This window comes from Selenomonas sp. AB3002, from assembly GCF_000702545.1.
Taxonomy (GTDB): Bacteria; Bacillota; Negativicutes; order Selenomonadales; family Selenomonadaceae; genus Selenomonas_B; species Selenomonas_B ruminantium_A.
Genome location: NZ_JNIO01000008.1, coordinates 912574 through 933505, shown reverse-complemented (window position 1 = coordinate 933505; position 20932 = coordinate 912574). Strand labels below are relative to the sequence as shown.

At 48.7% G+C, this 20932-nt stretch carries 21 protein-coding genes; all 21 read left to right on the top strand.

Features of this window, described 5'->3' with window-relative positions:
- Positions 1–108: 108 nt before the first annotated feature.
- The gene (pyrH, locus tag P159_RS0112235) at positions 109–834 is read left to right on the top strand and encodes a UMP kinase (RefSeq protein ID WP_029544439.1); all 726 of its coding nucleotides are present in this window, start codon (positions 109–111) and stop codon (positions 832–834) included.
- On the top strand, positions 834–1397 hold the full coding sequence (gene frr / locus P159_RS0112230; protein ID WP_029544437.1) for a ribosome recycling factor: 564 nt from the start codon (positions 834–836) through the stop codon (positions 1395–1397). Before pyrH ends, frr begins: the two co-directional genes overlap by 1 nt.
- Positions 1397–1627, top strand: a complete 231-nt coding sequence (locus tag P159_RS0112225) for a hypothetical protein (protein ID WP_029544436.1) — start codon at positions 1397–1399, stop codon at positions 1625–1627. Before frr ends, P159_RS0112225 begins: the two co-directional genes overlap by 1 nt.
- Positions 1628–1631: 4 nt before the next feature.
- Positions 1632–1805, top strand: a complete 174-nt coding sequence (locus P159_RS0112220) for a 4Fe-4S binding protein (protein ID WP_029544434.1) — start codon at positions 1632–1634, stop codon at positions 1803–1805.
- A gap of 109 nt (positions 1806–1914) precedes the next feature.
- Complete coding sequence (locus P159_RS0112215) at positions 1915–2706, top strand: isoprenyl transferase (RefSeq protein WP_029544432.1); 792 nt, start codon at positions 1915–1917, stop codon at positions 2704–2706.
- 12 nt (positions 2707–2718) lie between these two features.
- On the top strand, positions 2719–3552 hold the full coding sequence (locus P159_RS0112210; RefSeq protein ID WP_029544431.1) for a phosphatidate cytidylyltransferase: 834 nt from the start codon (positions 2719–2721) through the stop codon (positions 3550–3552).
- 14 nt (positions 3553–3566) lie between these two features.
- On the top strand, positions 3567–4718 hold the full coding sequence (locus P159_RS0112205) for a 1-deoxy-D-xylulose-5-phosphate reductoisomerase (RefSeq protein ID WP_029544430.1): 1152 nt from the start codon (positions 3567–3569) through the stop codon (positions 4716–4718).
- 154 nt (positions 4719–4872) lie between these two features.
- Positions 4873–5913, top strand: a complete 1041-nt coding sequence (gene rseP / locus P159_RS0112200; RefSeq protein ID WP_029544428.1) for an RIP metalloprotease RseP — start codon at positions 4873–4875, stop codon at positions 5911–5913.
- Between the two features lies 1 nt (position 5914).
- Complete coding sequence (gene ispG, locus P159_RS0112195; RefSeq protein WP_029544426.1) at positions 5915–6994, top strand: flavodoxin-dependent (E)-4-hydroxy-3-methylbut-2-enyl-diphosphate synthase; 1080 nt, start codon at positions 5915–5917, stop codon at positions 6992–6994.
- A complete protein-coding gene (locus tag P159_RS0112190; protein WP_029544424.1) occupies positions 6991–8706 on the top strand; it encodes a proline--tRNA ligase in 1716 nt (571 codons plus the stop codon). The genes ispG and P159_RS0112190 overlap by 4 nt, the downstream gene beginning before the upstream one ends.
- Positions 8707–8804: 98 nt before the next feature.
- Positions 8805–10232: a hypothetical protein gene (locus P159_RS0112185; protein ID WP_051650340.1), complete on the top strand. Its 1428-nt coding sequence runs from the start codon at positions 8805–8807 to the stop codon at positions 10230–10232.
- A 107-nt stretch (positions 10233–10339) separates the two neighbouring features.
- A complete protein-coding gene (locus tag P159_RS0112180; protein ID WP_318253641.1) occupies positions 10340–11248 on the top strand; it encodes a DUF1919 domain-containing protein in 909 nt (302 codons plus the stop codon).
- A 273-nt stretch (positions 11249–11521) separates the two neighbouring features.
- Positions 11522–12499: a radical SAM protein gene (locus tag P159_RS0112175; RefSeq protein WP_029544419.1), complete on the top strand. Its 978-nt coding sequence runs from the start codon at positions 11522–11524 to the stop codon at positions 12497–12499.
- Between the two features lie 72 nt (positions 12500–12571).
- Positions 12572–13723 carry an N-acetyl sugar amidotransferase gene (locus tag P159_RS0112170; RefSeq protein ID WP_029544418.1) on the top strand — a complete coding sequence of 384 codons (1152 nt, stop codon included), beginning with the start codon at positions 12572–12574 and terminating at the stop codon, positions 13721–13723.
- Between the two features lie 37 nt (positions 13724–13760).
- The gene (locus tag P159_RS0112165; protein ID WP_029544416.1) at positions 13761–14759 is read left to right on the top strand and encodes an NAD-dependent 4,6-dehydratase LegB; all 999 of its coding nucleotides are present in this window, start codon (positions 13761–13763) and stop codon (positions 14757–14759) included.
- Complete coding sequence (locus tag P159_RS0112160) at positions 14756–15928, top strand: LegC family aminotransferase (RefSeq protein ID WP_029544414.1); 1173 nt, start codon at positions 14756–14758, stop codon at positions 15926–15928. Before P159_RS0112165 ends, P159_RS0112160 begins: the two co-directional genes overlap by 4 nt.
- 136 nt (positions 15929–16064) lie before the next feature.
- A complete protein-coding gene (locus P159_RS18745; RefSeq protein WP_221174096.1) occupies positions 16065–16562 on the top strand; it encodes an acetyltransferase in 498 nt (165 codons plus the stop codon).
- 44 nt (positions 16563–16606) lie between these two features.
- Positions 16607–17506, top strand: coding sequence for a methionyl-tRNA formyltransferase (locus P159_RS0112150; RefSeq protein ID WP_029544411.1), 900 nt, complete (start codon positions 16607–16609; stop codon positions 17504–17506).
- A gap of 15 nt (positions 17507–17521) precedes the next feature.
- A complete protein-coding gene (gene neuC, locus P159_RS0112145) occupies positions 17522–18691 on the top strand; it encodes a UDP-N-acetylglucosamine 2-epimerase (RefSeq protein WP_029544410.1) in 1170 nt (389 codons plus the stop codon).
- Complete coding sequence (gene neuB / locus P159_RS0112140) at positions 18688–19770, top strand: N-acetylneuraminate synthase (RefSeq protein ID WP_029544408.1); 1083 nt, start codon at positions 18688–18690, stop codon at positions 19768–19770. Before neuC ends, neuB begins: the two co-directional genes overlap by 4 nt.
- A gap of 15 nt (positions 19771–19785) precedes the next feature.
- Complete coding sequence (locus P159_RS0112135; RefSeq protein WP_029544406.1) at positions 19786–20853, top strand: nucleotidyltransferase family protein; 1068 nt, start codon at positions 19786–19788, stop codon at positions 20851–20853.
- Positions 20854–20932: the final 79 nt, after the last annotated feature.

Here is a 20932-nt window from a genome sequence, read left to right as displayed (position 1 = left end):
TTATGAGAGGACATCTTAACTGATGTCCTCTTTATTTTTTTATGGAAAAAGGCTATACATTTATGTTATAATGGCAGATAGTGAAACTTGATAAATGGAGGGTTTGCTTTGGAAACAGCTAAATATAAACGTGTGGTTCTGAAATTGTCCGGCGAGTCCTTGGCTGGTGACCAGGGCTTTGGCATCAATCCTGAAGTGGTAGAGGATATTGCCAGGCAGATCAAGGTCATCCGCGACCATGGCGTGGATGTGGCTATCGTGGTAGGAGGCGGCAATATCTGGCGCGGCCTTTCCGGCAGCGCCAAGGGCATGGACCGTGCCTCTGCTGATTATATGGGCATGCTGGCTACTGTCATGAACTCTTTGGCCCTGCAGGATGCTCTGGAGAAAATCGATGTGGACACTCGTGTCCAGACTGCCATCGAGATGCGCCAGGTGGCAGAGCCTTATATCCGCCGCAAGGCCATCCGTCACATGGAAAAGGGCCGTGTGGTCATCTTTGGTGCAGGTACGGGCAATCCCTACTTCTCTACCGATACTACTGCTGCCCTGCGGGCTGCTGAGGTAGAGGCAGACGTGATCCTCATGGCCAAGAAGGGCACTGACGGCATCTACGATTCTGACCCCAACAAGAACCCCGACGCCAAGAAGTACGACCATCTGGCTTATATCGACATCCTGAACCAGGGTCTGGCTGTGATGGACTCCACGGCTACCAGCCTGTGCATGGACAACAAGATCCAGCTGGTGGTCTTCAACATCGACGACCATGAAAACATCGCCCGTGCGGCTTTGGGCGAGGAGATTGGCACCACCGTAGGAGGGAAAGAGTAATGGCTACCGTAAAAGAAATCCTGGCAAATGAAGAAGAACGCATGAAGAAATCCCTGGAGGCTGTGAAGCGTGAGTTCGGCACCCTCCGTGCAGGCCGCGCTACTCCGTCCCTGCTGGACAAGGTCATGGTGGAGTATTATGGCACGCCTACCCCTGTGAACCAGGTGGCCAAGGTCTCAGTGCCCGAGCCTCACATGATTGTCATCCAGCCTTGGGAGAAGACTATCCTCCACGACATCGAAGTGGCTATCATGAAGTCTGACCTGGGCCTGTCTCCCAACTCTGACGGCACTGCCATCCGCCTGTCCATTCCCCAGCCTACCCAGGAACGCCGCAAGGAAATCGTCAAGACGGTGAACAAGAAGGCCGAGGAGGCCAAGGTGGCTATGCGCAATGTGCGCCGCGATGGCAACGAGGCTATCAAGAAGCTGGAGAAGGCCAAGGAAATCACCGAGGACGAGTCCAAGAAGGGGCAGGAAGATGTCCAGAAGCTGGTGGACAAGTACATCAAGCTGGTGGATTCTGCCCGGGCTGCCAAGGAAAAAGAGGTCATGGAAGTCTGATGGACTGCCAATCGCTTGTCGCCCTGCCCTGGGAGGAGGCAGAAGCTCTCCTGCAGGATTCGGGTGTACCTTATGAACGGGAAATTACACGCCCCGTGCGTGATTTTTTCAAGACAGACGAGCAGCGTCTGTACGTCCTGCGTGTGCAAGAGCATGGGCAGGGCATCAAAGTGACACTGGGGGCCAAGGTAATACCTAGTGTCCAGGGTCACCAAGATAAGGAGGTGTAAGATAATGGCATACAAGATCGGTGATGACTGCATTTCCTGCGGCGCTTGCGCGGCTACTTGCCCCGTGGAGGCTATCAGCGAAGGCAGCGCTCATTACGAGATCGATCCAGATAAGTGCGTCGAGTGCGGCGCCTGCGCAGCAGGCTGCCCTGTATCGGCCATCTCTGCTCCGGAATAATCGTCAAGATTAAGGAGAAGCTGGACGAAATCCTGCAGGGCAGGCCCTTCTCATTCAGAGGGGCCTGCCTTTATGCTATTTAGAGATTAAATCCAAGAGGTTCACATATATGTGGAAAAAAATATTTGGCAGCGCAGATGCCTACAAGGAAATCCCCAAGCGGGATGACCCACTTTTTGCTCCCATTGAATGGGAGAAGCTGCCCCGCCATGTGGCGGTGATCATGGACGGCAACGGCCGCTGGGCCAAGGGCCAGGGGCTTATCCGCACTGCCGGCCACAAGGCCGGGGTCAAGACCCTCAAGGGCATTCTCAGCACCGCCATCGGCCTGGGGCTGGATGCTTTGACGGTGTATGCTTTCTCTACAGAGAACTGGAAGCGCCCCACAACGGAAGTGGACTTCCTCATGAAGCTCTTTGCCGAGTATCTGGAAAAAGAGCTGCAGGAAATGCATGATGACAATGTGCGCATCCGTTTCCTGGGAAAAAAGGAAGGCATGCCCAAGAGCCTGCAGCGTCAGATGAGCGATGCCGAAAGGCTCATGGCAAACAATACAGGCATCCACTTCAATGTGGCGGCCAACTACGGCGGCCAGGACGAACTGCTCCGGGTCATGCAGAGGGTGGCTGCCCAGGCAGCCGCCGGCAGCCTGAAGCAGGAGGAAGTGGATGCTGAGCTGGTGGAGAGCCTGCTGGACACGGCAGGGGACCCGCCAGTGGATCTCATGATCCGCACCAGCGGCGACCAGCGCCTCAGCAATTTCCTGCTGTGGCAGTCTGCCTATGCGGAGTTTTATTTTACGGACAAGAACTGGCCTGAGTTCACCCCGGCGGATTTTGTGGCGGCCATGACGGATTTTGCCCATCGGGACCGCCGCTTCGGGGGACTTAATAAGAAATAAGGAGCTGTTCATTTGTTAGTTAGAATCATCACCGGCGTCATCGGCATTGCCTTGGCGGCTTTGGTCATACAGACGGGAGGGCAGCTCTTTGCCCTGTTTGCGCTGCTGCTGGCCATCCTGGCCTGGGTGGAGTATGTGAGAGCCTTCAGGCAGAAGGGGGAGCACCTTTCCTTCCTGGTGGGCACCCTGGGCCTGGTAGGTCTTTGGGGCTGTGCCTGGCTTGGCAAGGCAGAGGTTATGGGCGCCGTCATAACACTGGCTGTGCTGGCTATCTTTTTGGAAACTGTTCTCCTGCACGGCAAGGTCAGCTTCCCGGCGGCGGGCCTGTCGGCGGCGGGCATCATGTACCTGGGGCTGCCCTTTGCTCATCTTGTTTCCCTGCGGGGGCTGGGAGCAGGTCTGCCGCCTATAGAGACATCACTGGGAGCCTTTGAGCCCGGCTGCGCTCTGGTCTGGGTCATGTTTATTGGCACCTGGTCCAGCGACAGCTTTGCCTATTTCGTGGGCTCTGCCATCGGAAAACACAAGCTCTGCCCTGCCATCAGCCCCAACAAGACCATTGAGGGGGCTGTGGGGGCAGTAGTTGGTACCACCGCCATGACTGTGGCCTTGGGAGCCTTCTTCGGCCTGCCGCTGCCTCTCATGGCTCTACTGGGTGTGCTGATTGCCATTTTCGGCACTTTGGGGGACTTGGTGGAATCCGTGGCCAAGCGCCATACGGGCATCAAGGATTCCGGCAATATCATCCCGGGACACGGCGGCATTTGGGACCGCTTTGACAGCGTGCTCTTCACTGCGCCGCTGGTGTATTTCTTTGCCCAATTTTTCGAGTTGCTCGGCCGCTAAGGAGGAATTCTTTCATGAAGAATATAGCCATACTAGGCTCCACCGGTTCCATCGGCACCCAGACTCTGGATGTGGTGCGGGAGCATCCGGAGCTTTTCCATGTGTCCGTGCTGGCAGCCAATGCCAGCGATGAATTGCTGGAAAAACAGATAGAAGAATTCCAGCCTGAGCTGGCGGTGCTTTCCGATGAAGCTGCCTATCAGAGGCTGAAGGAGAGATACAAGGGCAGGACCCAGCTGGCAGGCGGTCGTCAGGCCTTTGTTGACGCAGCTGCCTACGATGATGTGCAGACGGTGGTCACTTCTATGATGGGCTTTGCCGGCCTGGAACCCACCATGAAGGCTTTGGAAGCGAAAAAGGACATTGCTCTGGCCAACAAGGAAACTCTGGTAGTAGCCGGCGAGCTGGTGACCCGCAAGGTGAAGGAGCAGGGGGTACGCCTCCTGCCCGTAGACAGCGAGCACTGTGCTTTCTTCCAGTGCCTGCAGGGGGAGCAGAGCTCCAAGATTGAGAAGCTCCTGCTCACCTGCTCCGGCGGTCCCTTCCGCGGCAAGAAGCGGGAGGAAATAGGCAATGCGACGGTAGATCAGGTGCTGGCCCATCCCACCTGGAATATGGGCAGGAAGATCACGGTGGATTCCGCCAGCCTGGTGAACAAGGGGCTGGAAGTCATCGAGGCCAAATGGCTTTACGATGTGGACTACGATAAGATTCAGGTAGTGGTGCATCCCCAGAGTATCATCCACTCCATGGTGCAGTTCGTGGATGGTGCGGTGATGGCTCAGCTGGGCAGCACGGATATGCGGCTGCCCATCCAGTACGCCCTGACTTATCCCGAGAGGCAGCCCGCCTCCTGGCCCCGCTTGGACTTCTGGCAGATGAAGGACCTGACCTTCAGTGAGCCTGATATGGAGACCTTCAAGGGGCTGAAATTTGCCTACGAAGCCGGCAAGATCGGCGGCACCATGCCCTGCGTCTTCAACGCTGCCAATGAAGTGGCGGTAGCGGCTTTCCTGGCCGGGGATATTTACTTCCTGGATATCTACGACATCATTGAGGAAACCATGCTGAAGCGGGAAACCATCCTGGAGCCGGAGCTGGAAGAGCTCTTCGAGGAAGACCGCTGGGCCAGGGAGTTTGCAAAGGGGCTTTTGAAAAAGCAGTAATACTAATTCCTGCCTTCCCCTTGAGGGGAAGGGGGACCGCGAAGCGGTGGATGAGGTGTCTCGCTGGGGTTGAGTTTCCATAGGAGGCCACCTCATCCGTCAGCCTTGCGGCTGACACCTTCCCCTCAAGGGGAAGGCAAAGGACGGTGAAACAATGTTAATTACTATAGCGGCCACTATCTTCGTTTTAGGCCTGCTGGTGCTGGTGCATGAGCTGGGCCATTTCATTACGGCCAAGCTGGCGGGCATGCGGGTGGACGAATTTGCCATCGGCTTTGGGCCTAAGCTCTGCTCTTTCAAGAGGGGAGAAACGGTATATTCTATCCGCGTTGTGCCTTTGGGAGGCTTCAACGACATCGCTGGCATGAACCCAGAGGAGAATGATGCGGGGGAGCGGGGCTATTGTGAGCGCCCCGTGGGCCACAGGATGGTAGTCATCCTGGCAGGTGTCTTCATGAACTTCCTGCTGCCTATCTTCCTTTTCTTCGGCATTTTCTTCTTCTCCGGCGTTTCCACGCCGAACCCGGAGCCCATCCTGGGCACGGTGCTGGCGGACAAGCCTGCTTATGAGGCGGGACTGAAGGACGGGGACAGGGTGCTCTCCATAAACGGCGAGGCCATTGCTACCTGGACTGAATTCACCGAGGCTGTTCAGGCCAGTGAGGAGGGAAGGCCTCTCTACCTGACTGTGCAGCGGGGAGGCGAGGAACTGCAGGTTTCCGTTGCACCCACCTATGATGCCAGTTCCAAGCGGAATGTAGTGGGGGTTATGAGCGCCCTTGAGCACAAGGACGTAGGTTTCGTTGATTCCGTGACCATGGCAGTGCAGAAGACGGGCTACCTCATGTACATGATGGTGGATGCCCTCTACAGGCTCCTGCTGGAGCTTTCCGGCAAAGACCTGGCAGGTCCCATCGGCGTGGCTCAGATGGCTGGAGAAGTGGCCCAGATGGGCATTGTGCCCCTGCTTAATTTCACGGCCTTTTTGAGCATCAACCTGGGATTGGTGAACCTTTTCCCCATTCCGGCTCTGGATGGCGGCCACTTCATCACACTTTGCATCGAGGCAGTGAGAGGCAAGCCCCTTTCTCCCAAGGCGCTCTACTATATGCAGAGCGTGGGCGTGGGGCTCTTGATTCTCCTGATGCTCTTTGCTACGGCCAATGACATCATGCGGGTATTCGTGGGAGGCTAAGATGGTGTTTGAAAGAAAGAAAACCAGACAGATACATATAGGCAGCGTGGCCATCGGCGGCGGCGCTCCCATCTCTGTCCAGTCCATGACCAATACCAAGACGGCGGACACGGAAAGCACTGTGCAGCAAATCAAGGCCCTGACGGCTGCAGGCTGCGATATCGTGCGCCTGGCGGTGCCTGATATGGAAGCCGCCGCTAATCTGGGCAATATCATCAAAGAGGTGCAGGTGCCCCTGGTGGCGGATATCCACTTTGACTACAAGCTGGCCTTGGAGGCCATCAGGCAGGGAATTTCCGGCCTGCGCCTGAACCCCGGCAACATCGGCGGGGAGGAAAAGGTCAGGGCCGTGGTGCAGGAGGCCAAGGCCCACGGCATCCCCATCCGCATCGGGGTCAATGCCGGTTCCCTGGACAAGAAGATCCTGGCCAAATACGGAGACAAGGTCACGCCTGAAGGCTTGGTGGAGTCCGCCCTGCAGCATGTGCGCATCCTGGAGGAGCAGGGCTTCTACGATATGAAGATCTCCCTGAAGGCCCATGATGTGCCCATGACCCTGGCGGCCTACCGGCTCATGAGCGAGAAGGTGGATTATCCCCTGCATCTGGGCATCACCGAGGCTGGCACCCCCAATACGGGCATCATCAAGTCAGCTGTGGGCATTGGGGCCCTTTTGGCTGAGGGGATCGGCGACACCTTCCGCATTTCCCTCACCGGGGACCCGGTGGTGGAAGTGAAGGTGGCCAATGAGATACTGAAGGCACTGGGGCTGAAGGAATACGGGCCTACTTTGGTGGCCTGCCCCACCTGCGGCCGCACCAGCATCGATCTGCCCGCCATTGCAGAGCAGGTGGAAAAGAAGCTGGAGGGCATGGCAGAACCCATCGAGGTAGCTGTCATGGGCTGCGTGGTGAACGGCCCCGGGGAGGCCCGTGGTGCCGATGTTGGCATTGCGGGGGGCAAGGGCGAAGGCCTGGTCTTCCGCAAGGGGGAAATCGTCAGGAAGGTCCCCGAAGAACAATTAGTCACTGAGCTTTTCAAGGAAATAGATGCAATACTGGAGGAACGGAAAAAGAAATGAGAGCAAGCAATTTATACGCACCCACCCTGCGCAACACTCCTGCCGAGGCTGAGATTGTCAGCCATCAGCTCATGTACCGCGCAGGCCTGATGAGAAAGTCTGCCGGCGGCATGTACAACTTCCTGCCCCTGGGCTGGCGCACCATCCGCAAGATCGAGGAGATCATCCGTGAGGAAATGGACGCTGCCGGCGGCCAGGAAATCATGATGCCCATCCTGCAGCCCTCTGAGCTGTGGGAGGAGAGCGGCCGCTGGGCAGCTTACGGCGCTGAGATGATGCGCATGAAGGACCGTCATGGCCGTGAGTTCTGCATGGGCCCCACCCATGAGGAGATGATCACCGCTCTGGTGAGGGATGAGGTGCGCTCCTACAAGCAGCTGCCGGTCATGCTCTACCAGATTCAGGACAAGTTCCGGGACGAGCGTCGTCCTCGTTTCGGCCTCATGCGCAGCCGTGAGTTCATCATGAAGGACCTCTATTCCTTTGACAAGGATGTGGAGGGCATGAACGAGTCTTATCAGAAGATGTACGATGCCTACAGCCGCATCTTCACCCGCTGCGGCCTGGAGTTCCGTCCCGTAGAGGCGGACAATGGCGCCATAGGCGGCGGCCATTCCCACGAGTTCACCGTGCTGGCTGAGGCCGGTGAGTCCAGCATTGCCTGCTGCACCAAGTGCGAATACGCTGCCAGCGACGAGAAGGCAGAGCTGAAGGCCATCGTGGCTGAGCAGGAAGAGATGCTGCCTTTGGAGAAGGTGGCCACCCCTGGCACCAACACCATCGAGAAGCTGGCTGAGTTCCTGAAGGTGCCCACGGCCAAGACCATCAAGGCCATTGCCTACCAGACTGACAAGGGCGAGCTGGTGCTGGCCTTTGTGCGTGGCGATCATGAGGTCAATGAGGTGAAGCTCATCAACCTTATCGAGGATGCACAGGAGCTCAACATGGCCGAGGATGAGGCCATCAGCGCTGCAGGCGGCTGCCCGGGCTTCATGAGCCCCATCGGCATCAAGGAGGGCATCAAGGTCATTGTTGACCACACGGTCATGCACATGTACAACGCCGTCACCGGTGCCAACGAGGTGGATGCCCACTACAAGAATGTGACCCCGGAGCGTGACTTCAACATGGAAGCCATCACCGTGGCAGATATCCGCATGGTGGCTGAAGGCGATGCCTGCCCCAAGTGTGGCGCGCCTCTCACCATGAGCCGCGGCATCGAGGCAGGCCAGGTCTTCACTCTGGGCACCAAGTACAGCGAGGCCATGGGGGCCACCTTCCTTGACGAAGCAGGCAAGGAGCAGCCCCTGGTCATGGGTTGCTACGGCATCGGCGTAGGCCGCACCATGGCTGCCGCCATCGAGCAGCACAACGATGAGGACGGCATCATCTGGCCCCGTGCCATTGCTCCCTTCGAGGCAGTGGTGGCCGTGGTCAATGCCAAGAAGGATGACCAGCTTCAGTACGGCGAGGAAATCTACGCCGAGCTGAAGAAAGAGGGTATCGACGTCCTGCTGGATGACCGCAAGGAGCGGGCTGGTGTGAAGTTCAAGGACTGCGACCTCATCGGCTACCCCCTGCGCGTCACCATCGGCCCCAAGGCCGTGGAAGAGGGCGTCATCGAGCTGAAGGTACGCAAGACCGGCGAGGTCATCACCTGCAGCAGGGAGGAGTATCTGGAGAAGGTCAGGGAGATCCTCAAGACCCTCTAAAAACAAATAAAAGCAAAGCTCAGAAGCTGGGAAGGAATCCGGTTTCTGAGCCTTTGTTTTGCCCCACTTGAAACTTTTCTATTTTTAGGGAGGAAATAATGCTCTTGTTGTGGAATATTATTTCAAAAGCTGTATCTTTTGAGATAATTCCTGCGACACAGTTGGTGTGCAGTGATTTCATACCATTTGAGAGGGGTGAGACTATGGCTATAAAAAGCAGACTCTTATCCAAGTTGAGATCCGCATATGCATTTCTGAACATGGCTGGGAATGCGCACCCTCAGAAAATGAATCCTATCCTTCACCAATTGACGGAGGCCAGAGACCTCTGCCAGCAGGGGCTGACGGAGAGCAACTATGCCAGGTATGGGGAAGTGTATGATGGCCTTATCATGGCTATGAAGCAGATTCTCTCAGGGAAGGCTGGGGATGATGCAAAAGAGATAATAGCTCTTTGTAAGGATCTGCTTCAGCACATCGTGCAGGAGACCAGCAAGGAAGAGAAGTTCAAGAAAGAAATGGTGTTCCTGCCCTACAAATATTCCATGTGGGACAGCCTGGAAAGTGTGTGGCGGGCAGCGTATGAGGATAAGGACAACTGCATAGCCTATGTGATTCCGATTCCATACGCTGACAGGAACCCGGATGGCACTGCCAAAGAGTGGCATTGCGAGAGGGAGTTTTTTCCGGCAGATATTCCCACTCTGGACTGGCAGGAAGTGGATTTGAAGACCATGCATCCGGATGTGATATTTATCCATAACCCTTATGATGACTGTAATTCTGTAACATCGGTTGATGAGATTTTTTATAGTAGGAATATAAAACCATGTACGGATAAGCTGGTTTATATTCCTTATTTTGTGCTGGAAGAGCCAGAGTTGGATTATGATGCCCCGGAGAAGGAAGAGGAAGTTCTGGAATATGAGAATAAAAGGGCACATTACATATTGGAGCCAGGGATATTCAATGCTGATCTTTCGATTGTCCAGTCTGAGGCTATGAAGAAGCTTTATGTGGATGTGCTGACCAAGTATACCAATGCACCTCGGGAGTATTGGGAGGAGCATATTCTCGGGCTGGGGAGTCCGAAGTTTGACAAGGTGACTTGTAGCAAAAGAGAGGATTTTGAGTTGCCAGAGGCATGGGCAAGGCTGATAAATGGCAGGAAGGCTGTCCTTTATAATACAAGTCTCAGTGCTATGCTGAAGTATACGGACATGTACATGGATAAAATTCGTTCAGTGTTGAAAGCGTTCAAGAATCAGAATGAGGTGGTGCTTTGGTGGCGTCCCCATCCTCTTTTACGGTCCACGCTCGAGTCAATGCACCCGGAGCTGCTTGCTGAATATGACGATATTGTCAGTAAGTATCGTAGCGAAGGCTGGGGGATTTTTGATGATACCGCAGATATGAACAGATCTGTTGCTTGCACTGATGGGTATTATGGGGATCGGAGTAGTGTGGTAAAACTTTACGAAAAGAGTAAGAAGGCGATGTTGATACAAGATGCACAACTTCTTTGAAATATTACAAGCATTGTATCGGCAGTATTGGGGCTAATGTTTTTTCGGATATGTTATATGCAAGTATGATTGTGCTTGCGTGAATAATTAGGAGGTGTAACCAATTGATGAAAATTTTGCTGTGGGGATCTGGAAGACAATATAATAATATCTCGAATAAAATTGTTAGCCAGTTGTTGGGCGGTGCTGAGATTGTCGGAATAACAACAAATGATTGCATTCATGGAAGCATTGATGGGATTCCAGTCATTCCTAAAGAAGAAATAAAGAATATGACTTTTGACTATATTGTGGTAATGACAGATAACTTCCCATACTCTAAAGTGTGCAAGGAAGCAAACTTATTGGGAATCGATATGGACAAGTTGCTTTCAATAGATGTTCTGTTTTTACCAGGGTTCACCATAGAAAAATATAACAAGTTGAGGAAATCTAAAATCACTATTATAGCACCTTGTTGTTTGGGAGGGTATATTTATCATCGTTTTAGATTGCCATTTTTGTCTCCGACTATTAATTTATGGTTTTCTGAAAGTGATTATATAAGACTTCTCAAGAATTTCAAGAGGATTATAACATCTGATTTAAATTTCTATGGCATAAATTACGACGATAGGCAAGGAAGGGTTTATCCAATATTCTCATTGGATGATGCCGTTTTAGTGCATATGAACCATACATCAGATTCAATCGAAGCAAAAAACAAATGGGATAAGAGAGTAAAAAGAATTAACTATGACAATCTTTTAGTAATGAATTATACGAGTAATGAAGAGGTTTTGAGTGAATTCGATAGTTTGCCATTTTTAAAGAAAGTTTGTTTTGTGCCATTTAAATCAAATATAAGTTCGGCTTGGTATCTTCCGGATAACATTATATCTATTCTTAATTATCCAAAGGATTTGCACTTGGGACATTCAGTTAATAGATGGGCTGATGGTAGATTGTCGGCATATGATATGTGGGATTTATTGTTAAGTTACAAAAAAACTTCTAGGATGAGTGCGTTGGAATAGTGGGGGATATAAACAGAGTGATGATTGATTAGCTGCTTTAGAATAGGAGAATAACAAATGGATTATGTATACCGATATCGTTCGACAGAAAATATACTAGGAAAATATAAAGAGTTGAAGAAATAAGATGTATTTTTTGCAAAATCGTCAACCTTGAATGATCCGTTCGAGGGGGTTATTGTGCCGTTCTATAGAGGCACAGACACACATTGGTTAGCATTAATGAGGTGCAATCAGTCAAATGGAATTTATACACTTCTTGAGGTGTGATAAATGGAACTGTTAAAGCAAAGAATAAATGCAAATGCTAATTTTGAACAATTAGCAACCCCTTTATTTCCTAAAAAGAATTTACTTGTTGAAGTAACAAATTATTGTAATCATGCATGCGTCTTTTGTTATAATTCTAAAATGACAAGAATTAAGCGCTTTATAGAGAAGAAGTTAGCGTATGATGTATTAAGACAAGCATATGATTTGGGGACTAGAGAAGTAGGATTTTACGCAACTGGCGAACCGTTGATGAATAAAAATATTGCTGAATTTGTTAGTTATACAAAATCCCTAGGATTTGAGTATGTATACATTACTACAAATGGCGCGTTGTTATCTAAAGAAAAAACTATTGAACTGACAGCAGCAGGTATTGATAGTATTAAATTTTCAATCAATGCTGGAACTGCGGAGACGTACAAAAAGATTCATGGTCGTGATGATTTTAAAAAGGTTATTGATAATCTTCGTTTCTTTGATGAATATAGAAAGCAAAAGAGAATAAAGGTTAATCTCTTTGTTTCATATATCGTAAATAAATCGAACGTATCGGAAATTGGGAGTCTTCGTGATAAAGTCGGTACGTTTGCTGATGATGTTGTGTTTATTAACATGGTTAATCAAACAGGACTTATGTATGAAGAGACACAAAGAATGAAACTCTCTAATGAACAACTAAAAAAATTTGAGGGTATTAAATCGGCTATACAAATACCATGTGCGCAATTATTTAACGCAGCAACAATATCGTGCGAGGGATACCTTACGGCGTGTTGCGCTGATTTTCAAAATTATCTTGCTGTAGCTGATCTTCATGAGATGACCCTCAAGGAAGCGTGGGAGTCAAAGACATTCGCTGAACTAAGGGAACGTCATTTAAACGGAAATGTTGAAGGAACAATTTGTTATAACTGTGCATATGATAAAAATACACCAATTTATCCTATAGATTGTCGATATGCAACGTTGATAAAGTAATATAAACCTACATGTATAATATGCGTTTTATTAAAAAGTTGGCATAATTAAGTTTAGATAGAGGGGGAAAATATGCGTTATTGTAAGAAATGTACGATGCCAGATACACGGCCGGGGATTGTTTTTGATGAGAATGGTGTGTGTAGTGCATGCAATAATTATGCAAAGAGAAAAGAAATTGACTGGGATAAGCGCTTTAAGGAATTTGAGGAATTCTGTGATAAATATCGGAATTGCAATGGGAAAGGGCAGTATGATTGTGCAGTAGCTGTTTCTGGTGGCAAGGATAGTCATTTTCAGGTGCATATGCTGAAAGAGGTTATGAATATGCACCCTATACTTTTTACTGTTGAAGATAATTTTACAATGACTGAGGCGGGAAAGCATAATCTTAGAAATTTAAGCGAGGAATTTGGATGTACATTGATTTCTTGTAAGCCGAATATTAAGGCACAAAAAGCATTAACGAGAATGTTTTTTGAAAAGTATGGCTCTCCGACATGGTATATAGATAGATTGATTTATACATTTCCACTGTATATGTCTATAAAATTCCATACACCAATGCTTTGCTATGGTGAAAACGTAAGTTTTGAGTATGGCGGTGTAGATGCAGAGGAAACATATAGTGCAAGGAAACAAATAGAAAATGGTGTGGCTGTCAGTTATAGTGATGAAGAACTCCATATTGAAGGAGTGACAGAGGAAGATCTTTCACTAATAAAAGCACCGCCGCAGAAAGATTTAGATATGCTTGACCCTTTTTATTTGAGCTATTATGTTCCATGGAACTCATATGCAAATTATATATTTGCTAAAAAACGAGGATTTCATGACCTTATAGGTGAGTGGGATAGAACACATTGTGCTGAGAATTTTGATCAAGTGGATTCTATGGCATATTTGGTTCATGCATGGTTGAAGTATCCTAAATATGGTCATACATCTGCAACTGATTATACAGCAAGATTTGTTAGATATGGCATGATGTCAAGAGAAGAAGCGATTGATATTGTTCGCAGGAAAGATTCGGCTTTAGATTCACGTTGCGTAAGAGACTTTTGTAGTTTTTGCGGATATCGCGAATCGGAGTTTTATGAAATAATTGACAAGCTTTATAATCGAGATATTTTTGAAAAAAATGAATTTGGTGAATGGGCTTTAAAAAAACCTATTTGGGATGAAAGGACCAATAAAAGAGATGTAAATAGTGTAGAAAAGTAAATTGTGAGAATATATTGTACAGGAGCTAGTATGTGATATGAAGAAGATTTTAGTAACTGGAGCAGATGGCTTCATTGGTTCACACTTAGTGGAGAAGCTAGTTTGTGATGGATATGCAGTGAAAGCATTTGTTCTTTATAACTCTTTCAACTCATGGGGCTGGCTAGATGAGTCACCATTAGATGTAAAAAACGAACTGGAGGTCTTTGCTGGAGATATCCGTGATGCTCATGGGGTAAAGACGGCCATGGAGGGTTGCGATGCAGTGCTAAATCTGGCTGCATTGATTGCTATTCCATACTCATATCACTCTCCTGATACTTATGTTGATACCAATGTGAAGGGTGCTCTTAATGTTGTGCAGGCTGCTAGGGAGTTAGGCATTGAAAAGGTTGTGCAGACTTCTACATCGGAGGTGTATGGCACAGCACGGTTTGTACCCATTACAGAGGAGCATCCTCTGCAGGGACAGTCACCTTATTCAGCCAGCAAAATTGGAGCCGATCAGATTGCCATGTCATTTTATCGCTCCTTTGGCACGCCGGTAGCGCTGATTCGCCCATTTAATACTTATGGCCCTCGTCAGTCAGCACGTGCAGTGATACCGACGATTATCACTCAGTTATTGAATGGGAAAAGGAAGATTAAGTTAGGCGCACTTACTCCAACACGCGATTTCAATTATGTGAAGGACACAGTACAAGGCTTTATTTCAGTTATGAATTCGCATAATTCTATCGGCGAGGTTATCAATATAGGCAGCAACTTTGAAGTATCCATTGGGGACACAGCAAAAATTATCGCTGAGGCTATGAATGTGGATATTGAAATTGAGACTGATGAGATTCGCCTGCGTCCAGAAAAAAGTGAAGTTAACCGCTTGTGGGCAGACAATAGCAAGGCTAAAAGACTTCTTGGATGGGAACCACAGTATGGGGGACGCGAAGGCTTCAAGCGAGGCTTGAAAGAAACCATAGACTGGTTTGCTGATAAAGATAATCTCAAAAAGTATAAAGCGGATGTGTATAACATATGATGGATGAAGTGAATAAACTAAGCAATGTGCTGGATACGTTGCAGGCCGTCCTTCCTACAGAGCATTTTCTGCCTTTGCACGAGCCGTTGTTTAGGGGCAATGAAAACAAATATGTCAAAGAATGTATTGATACGGGATGGGTTTCCTCAGTAGGGAAATTTGTTGACCGCTTTGAAGAAGACCTGGCTGCCTATACTGGTGTAAAAAGAGCAGTGGCGGTGGCGAATGGCACTTCTGCCTTGCATATATGCTTAATCTTGGCGGGGGTAAAGCCTGAAGATGAGGTCTTAGTTCCAGCGCTGACATTTATAGCTACAGCCAATGCCGTGGTTTATTGCCAAGCGGTGCCTCATTTTGTTGATAGCTGCTATGAAACATTAGGGTTGGATCCAGATAAGCTAAGAGACTATTTGCGAGAGATTGCTGAAATAAAGAACGGAGCATGCTACAATAGAAAGACAGGCAGGCGGATATCTGCTGTGGTACCAATGCATACCTTTGGTCATCCTGTGGATATGGATAAGGTAAATGCCCTTGCCGAAGAGTACCATCTGGTGGTAGTAGAGGATTGTGCTGAGTCTATTGGTTCTTTCTACAAGGGCAAACATACGGGAAATTTCGGCCTTGTGAGTGCCATGAGCTTTAATGGCAACAAAACAATCACCACCGGTGGTGGTGGTGCTGTGCTTACTAATGATGATGACATGGGCAAACTGGCCAAGCACTTGACTACTCAAGCTAAGATTCCGCATAAGTGGGAATTCCGTCATGATATGGTAGGATATAACTATCGTATGCCAAATATCAATGCGGCATTGGGATGTGCCCAGCTGGAAGAATTGCCAGAGTTCCTCGCAAAGAAGCGCGCTTTGGCAGAAAAATACAGAAAGGTCTTTGAAGGAAATGAATCCGTTGACTTTTTCATAGAACCGGATTTTGCCAAGAGCAACTATTGGTTTAACGCCTTGCTTTTAAAACCGGAGCTGGCGCACATGCGAGACAGGCTGCTGGCACTTTTGAATGACAGCAACATTATGAGTCGCCCTATCTGGAATCTTATGTACACATTGGAGATGTACAAAGACTGTCCGCGTATGGAATGCAGCACTGCAGAAGATGTTGGACGAAGGTTGGTCAATATCCCGTCTAGTGTAGTATTGGGAGAATAAGTTCAATGGATAAACCTGTAATAATCATCGGTGCTGGAGGCCATGCCAAGGTGCTATACGATAGCTTGAGACTGCTGGGGGTAGAGATGCTGGGTATGCTTGACAAGTGCCCCCCCCCAGTAGACAGAACGGTGATTTGCCCATCATAGGAGATGACAGTGCGATTTCTGCCTACTCCAATGATGCGGTGGAGTTGGTCAATGGGCTGGGATCTGTAGGAGATACAGCCCTTCGTGCAAGCATCTATTACAAGTTCAAAAAGCTTGGCTACGGCTTTCGTCAGGTGATACATCCAGCTGCGATAATTGCATCGGATTGCATCCTTGGGGAAGGTGTACAAGTCATGGCGGGGGCTGTGGTGAACACAGGCACTAGGATTGCCGAGGATTCTATCATCAACACCGGGGCTGTGGTAGACCATGACTGTGTCATTGGCAGTCATGTGCATATTGCATCGGGAGCTATCTTGTCTGGTGGTGTGCAGGTAGGTGATGGAAGCCATATTGGCACTGGGGCAACGGTAATTCAAGGGATATCCATTGGCAGGAATGCGCTTGTGGGAGCTGGAGCTGTTGTCCTGAAGGATGTGCCACCAGGTGCTAAGGTAGTGGGCGTTCCGGCGAAAGCTATGTAACCAGGCATAAAATACCGCATCACAAATTGTGTGAGGTGGTTTACGTGAAGATTGGTTACTTTGCAGATGGCCCTTGGGGCCATAGGTCGTTCGAGAAGATAGTTGCTGACAAAAGCTTGGAAATTGTTTTCGTGACTGTGCGTTACGACAAAAAAGATCCTGTGTTGATAAAGATGGCTGAGGAACAGGGCATACCTGTTGTTCTTCACGAGAATATCAATACACCAGAAGCACGGAAAGAATATGCTGGCTATGGAGCGGATATTTTTGTCTCCATGTCCTTCAATCAGATTTTCAAGAAGGACTTTATTAATATCCCGCCTATGAAAACCATCAACTGCCATGCAGGTAAGTTACCCTTCTATCGGGGGAGGAATATTCTGAACTGGGCTCTCATCAATGATGAGAAGGAATTCGGAATTACCGTCCACTATGTGGACGAGGGCATAGATACAGGGGATATTATCCTGCAAAATACATATCCCATCACAGATGATGACACTTATGCAACCTTGTTGGAAAGAGCTTATGCTGGGTGCGCGGACATTCTCTATGAGGCCATTAAGAGCCTCCAGGAGGGAACGGCTGAGGTTACTCAGCAAAAGGATATCGACCCAGTGGGTTTTTACTGTGGTATGAGGCAGATAGGAGACGAAATCTTGGACTGGAACCAGAGAAGCCGGGATGTGTTCAATTTTGTCAGGGCTATCTGTCCTCCTGGTCCTGCAGCGAGAACCTTTTTGGATGGGGCGGAAATGCGCATCAACAAGGTTCGTGAAATAAAAGGTGCGCATGTTTACAAGAATATTCCTGGACAGGTGCTTGGGAAAACGGAGCAGGGGTTCTTAGTGAAAACGCAGGATACCATGGTGGAAGTAGTAGACTATGATTTTGCTGGGCGCGTACGAGTAGGCGACCGGCTGGGCAAAAGGAAGCAGGTTTGAAGGGACTGGGTGGATATGCGAAAGATATGCGTGGTGACAGCCACCAGAGCGGAATATGGCTTGCTCTCTCCGGTAGTCAGGGCACTGCGTAAGGGAGAAAGCGACACATTTAGGGTGGAACTGATAGTTACCGGCACCCATCTGAGTGAGCAATATGGTATGACTGTACAAGAGATAGAAGCGGCAGGGCAACGGATAGATAAGAGAATTGAAATTTCGGTCAAATCTGATACTGCTTTGGATATATCTTTCAATCAGGCAGATGCATTAGTTAAATTCACAAGATTGTTTGCCACAGAGAGATACAGCGGCGTGGTGTTATTGGGAGATCGCTATGAAATACTGGCAGTGGCTATGGCCGCAGGGAATACGCAAATGCCAATATTTCATATTTGCGGAGGCGACACCACCGAAGGAGCCATGGATGAGTGGATCAGGCATTCCATATCCAAGATGAGCTATCTTCATTTCACGACCAATGAGGAAAGCCGCAGAAGGGTTGTGCAACTGGGAGAAAGCCCAGACAGGGTTTTCAACTATGGCTCCACCAGCATAGACAATATATTGTCAGTGGCAGATATGGAAAAGGCTGAAGCGCTGAAAAGCATTGGGCTGGATGACTGCGAATACGCGCTTTGTACCTATCACCCTGTGACAATGGAAGAGGAGCAGGTCGAGCAGAATATAGATGATTTCTTGGAGGCCATAAAAGCATTTCCACATATGCAATTCATCGTCACTAAGTCAAATGCTGACCAAGGTGGAGCGAAAATCAATGCCTTACTGGATAAGGCAGGCTTGTCTAATCTGCATGTCTATACTTCCTTAGGCGTACGGCGTTACCTATCACTTATGAAACATGCCAAGCTAGTGTTAGGGAATTCTTCCAGTGGTATTATCGAAGCTCCGGCTTTGCATGTTGCTACAGTAAATATTGGTGACCGCCAAAGAGGGAGGCTTCAGTATGCAAGTATTGTAAACTGTGGCTCGTCAGCAGCAGAGATTGTGCATGGTATAAAAAAAGCTATGAGCCCCGCGCATCAGGCGATTTGTCGAGAGGTTATCAGTCCGTACGGAACTGGCCATGCGGGTGAAAGAATTGCCCAAAAGATTATGGAAGCATTGCAAGGCCACATAGATTTGAAAAAGAGATTCTACGATTTGCCGGGAGGCGCGAGGACTTGAGTAAGAAGCATGTATATATCATAGCCGAAGCTGGCGTGAACCATAATGGTGACATGGAACTGGCCAGAAAGCTGGTTAGGGCTGGGGCAGAGGCTGGAGCAGACGCAGTGAAGTTCCAGACTTTTCACCCGGAGAATTTAGTAACCAAGACAGCAGAAAAAGCGGCCTATCAGAAGGTGACTACGGGAATGCAGGAAAGTCAGCTGGAGATGTTGCAGAAACTGACATTGAAGGATGAGGATTACATAGAGCTGGAAAAACTATGCAGAGAGTGCGGCGTGGATTTTATATCCACACCTTTTGATAGTGATAGCCTGCATTTTCTGACTACAGCGCTGAATATGCCATTCATCAAGATTCCTTCGGGCGAGGTAACTAACGCGCCCTTCTTGATAGAGATTGCACATTCCCAAAAGCCCGTAGTGCTGTCCACGGGCATGGCGACTTTGGGAGAGATCGAAAAGGCCTTGGCGATGCTGGCCTACGGATATATAAAGTCAGATTTTCCGGCCAACTACCAGGCTGCTCAGGATGTGTATGTATCAGAGGAAGGCCAGAACATCCTTAGGGAAAAAGTGCAGCTTCTTCATTGCACTACCCAGTACCCCGCACCTGCATCCCAGGCTAATTTGAAGGCTATGGAAACTATGAAAAGAGCTTTCGGCCTGCCGGTAGGGTATTCCGATCATACTAAAGGAATAACTATTCCTGTGGCGGCAACAGCGCTGGGGGCTGTCATTATAGAGAAGCATTTCACTCTGGACAAAGATATGCCTGGCCCTGACCATAAGGCTTCCCTGGAACCAGAGGAGCTGCAGGCCATGGTGCAAGCCATTCGCACGGTGGAGCAGGCCATAGGGTGTGGCGTGAAGATTCCAGCTGCTGATGAGGTTGCAAACATCAATATAGTGCGAAAAAGCATGGTGGCAGCTTCGGAAATTTCAGAAGGAGAAAATATTACTCTGGAAAAATTGACAGCTAAGAGAGCAGGAGCAGGTATCAGCCCTATGAATGTATGGCACATACTGGGTAAGAAAGCTGGTCGTGCTTATGGAATAGATGAGAAGATTGAGTGGTAGAGGGAAGTAATGACTATGAATACATGGAAAAATTGCTGCATATCCAGAGATATGTCAATCATAGATACATTACGGGTTATAGATAGGGCGGCCCTGCAGTTTGCTCTAGTAGTTTCGGAAGGTAATCATCTGCTGGGAGTAGTAACTGATGGCGATATAAGGCGTGGGTTATTGCGTGGTTTAGAGCTTTCTGCTCCTGTGGTTGATGTCATGAATACAAAACCCCTAGTAGCAACTATAAACCAAGAAAAGAGCTATGTAGCCAACATCATGCGCAAATCTACGCTGCACCATATTCCTGTGGTAGATGAGAACAATGTGCTGATTAACCTTTACACACTAGAAGATGTGCTTTATAAAAAGGTGCGGGACAATGTTGTCATACTTATGGCAGGTGGCCTGGGCACCAGGCTTCGACCACTGACAAATAAAGTTCCCAAACCGCTGCTAAAAGTTGGGAATAAGCCCATTTTGGAAACAATCATAGAGAACTTTATTGAGAGCGGTTTCCATCGTTTTTACCTATGTGTAAATTATAAATCGGAAATGATTGAGAAACATTTCGGCGATGGCAGCAGATATGGTGTGGAAATTAATTATATTCACGAAAGAAAACGCATGGGGACGGCTGGTGCTTTATATTTTCTGCCTGAAAAGCTGTTGGAACCTGCCATTGTGATGAATGGAGATTTGCTTACGAAAGTTGATTTTGGTGAGTTTGTAGACTTTCACAAGGAAAAGCAGGCTTTGGCTACAATGGGGGTACGTGAGTACAGCTATCAGGTACCGTATGGTGTTATTGACTACAATGGAACTGAAATAGTGCAAATTCGTGAAAAACCGTCGCAGCAGTATCTTGTAAATGCTGGTATGTATGTTCTTTCGCCTGAGGTGCTGGACTATATTCGAGAGGAAAAGTATCTTGATATGCCAGATTTATTCAATCAGCTGATTGAGGGCAAGGAAAAGACCACTGTGTATCCTATTCGTGAATATTGGATGGATATAGGCAGGATAGATGATTTCGAACAAGCACAGAGGGACTATGAAGATGTCTTTTCCACTTATGAGGAGGCGAATTGATAATTTGAGATTTCTTGGTGGCAGAGTCTATGCTGAAACTGGAGTATATCTCGTTGAATGGTGGGTAACCACTTTGAGG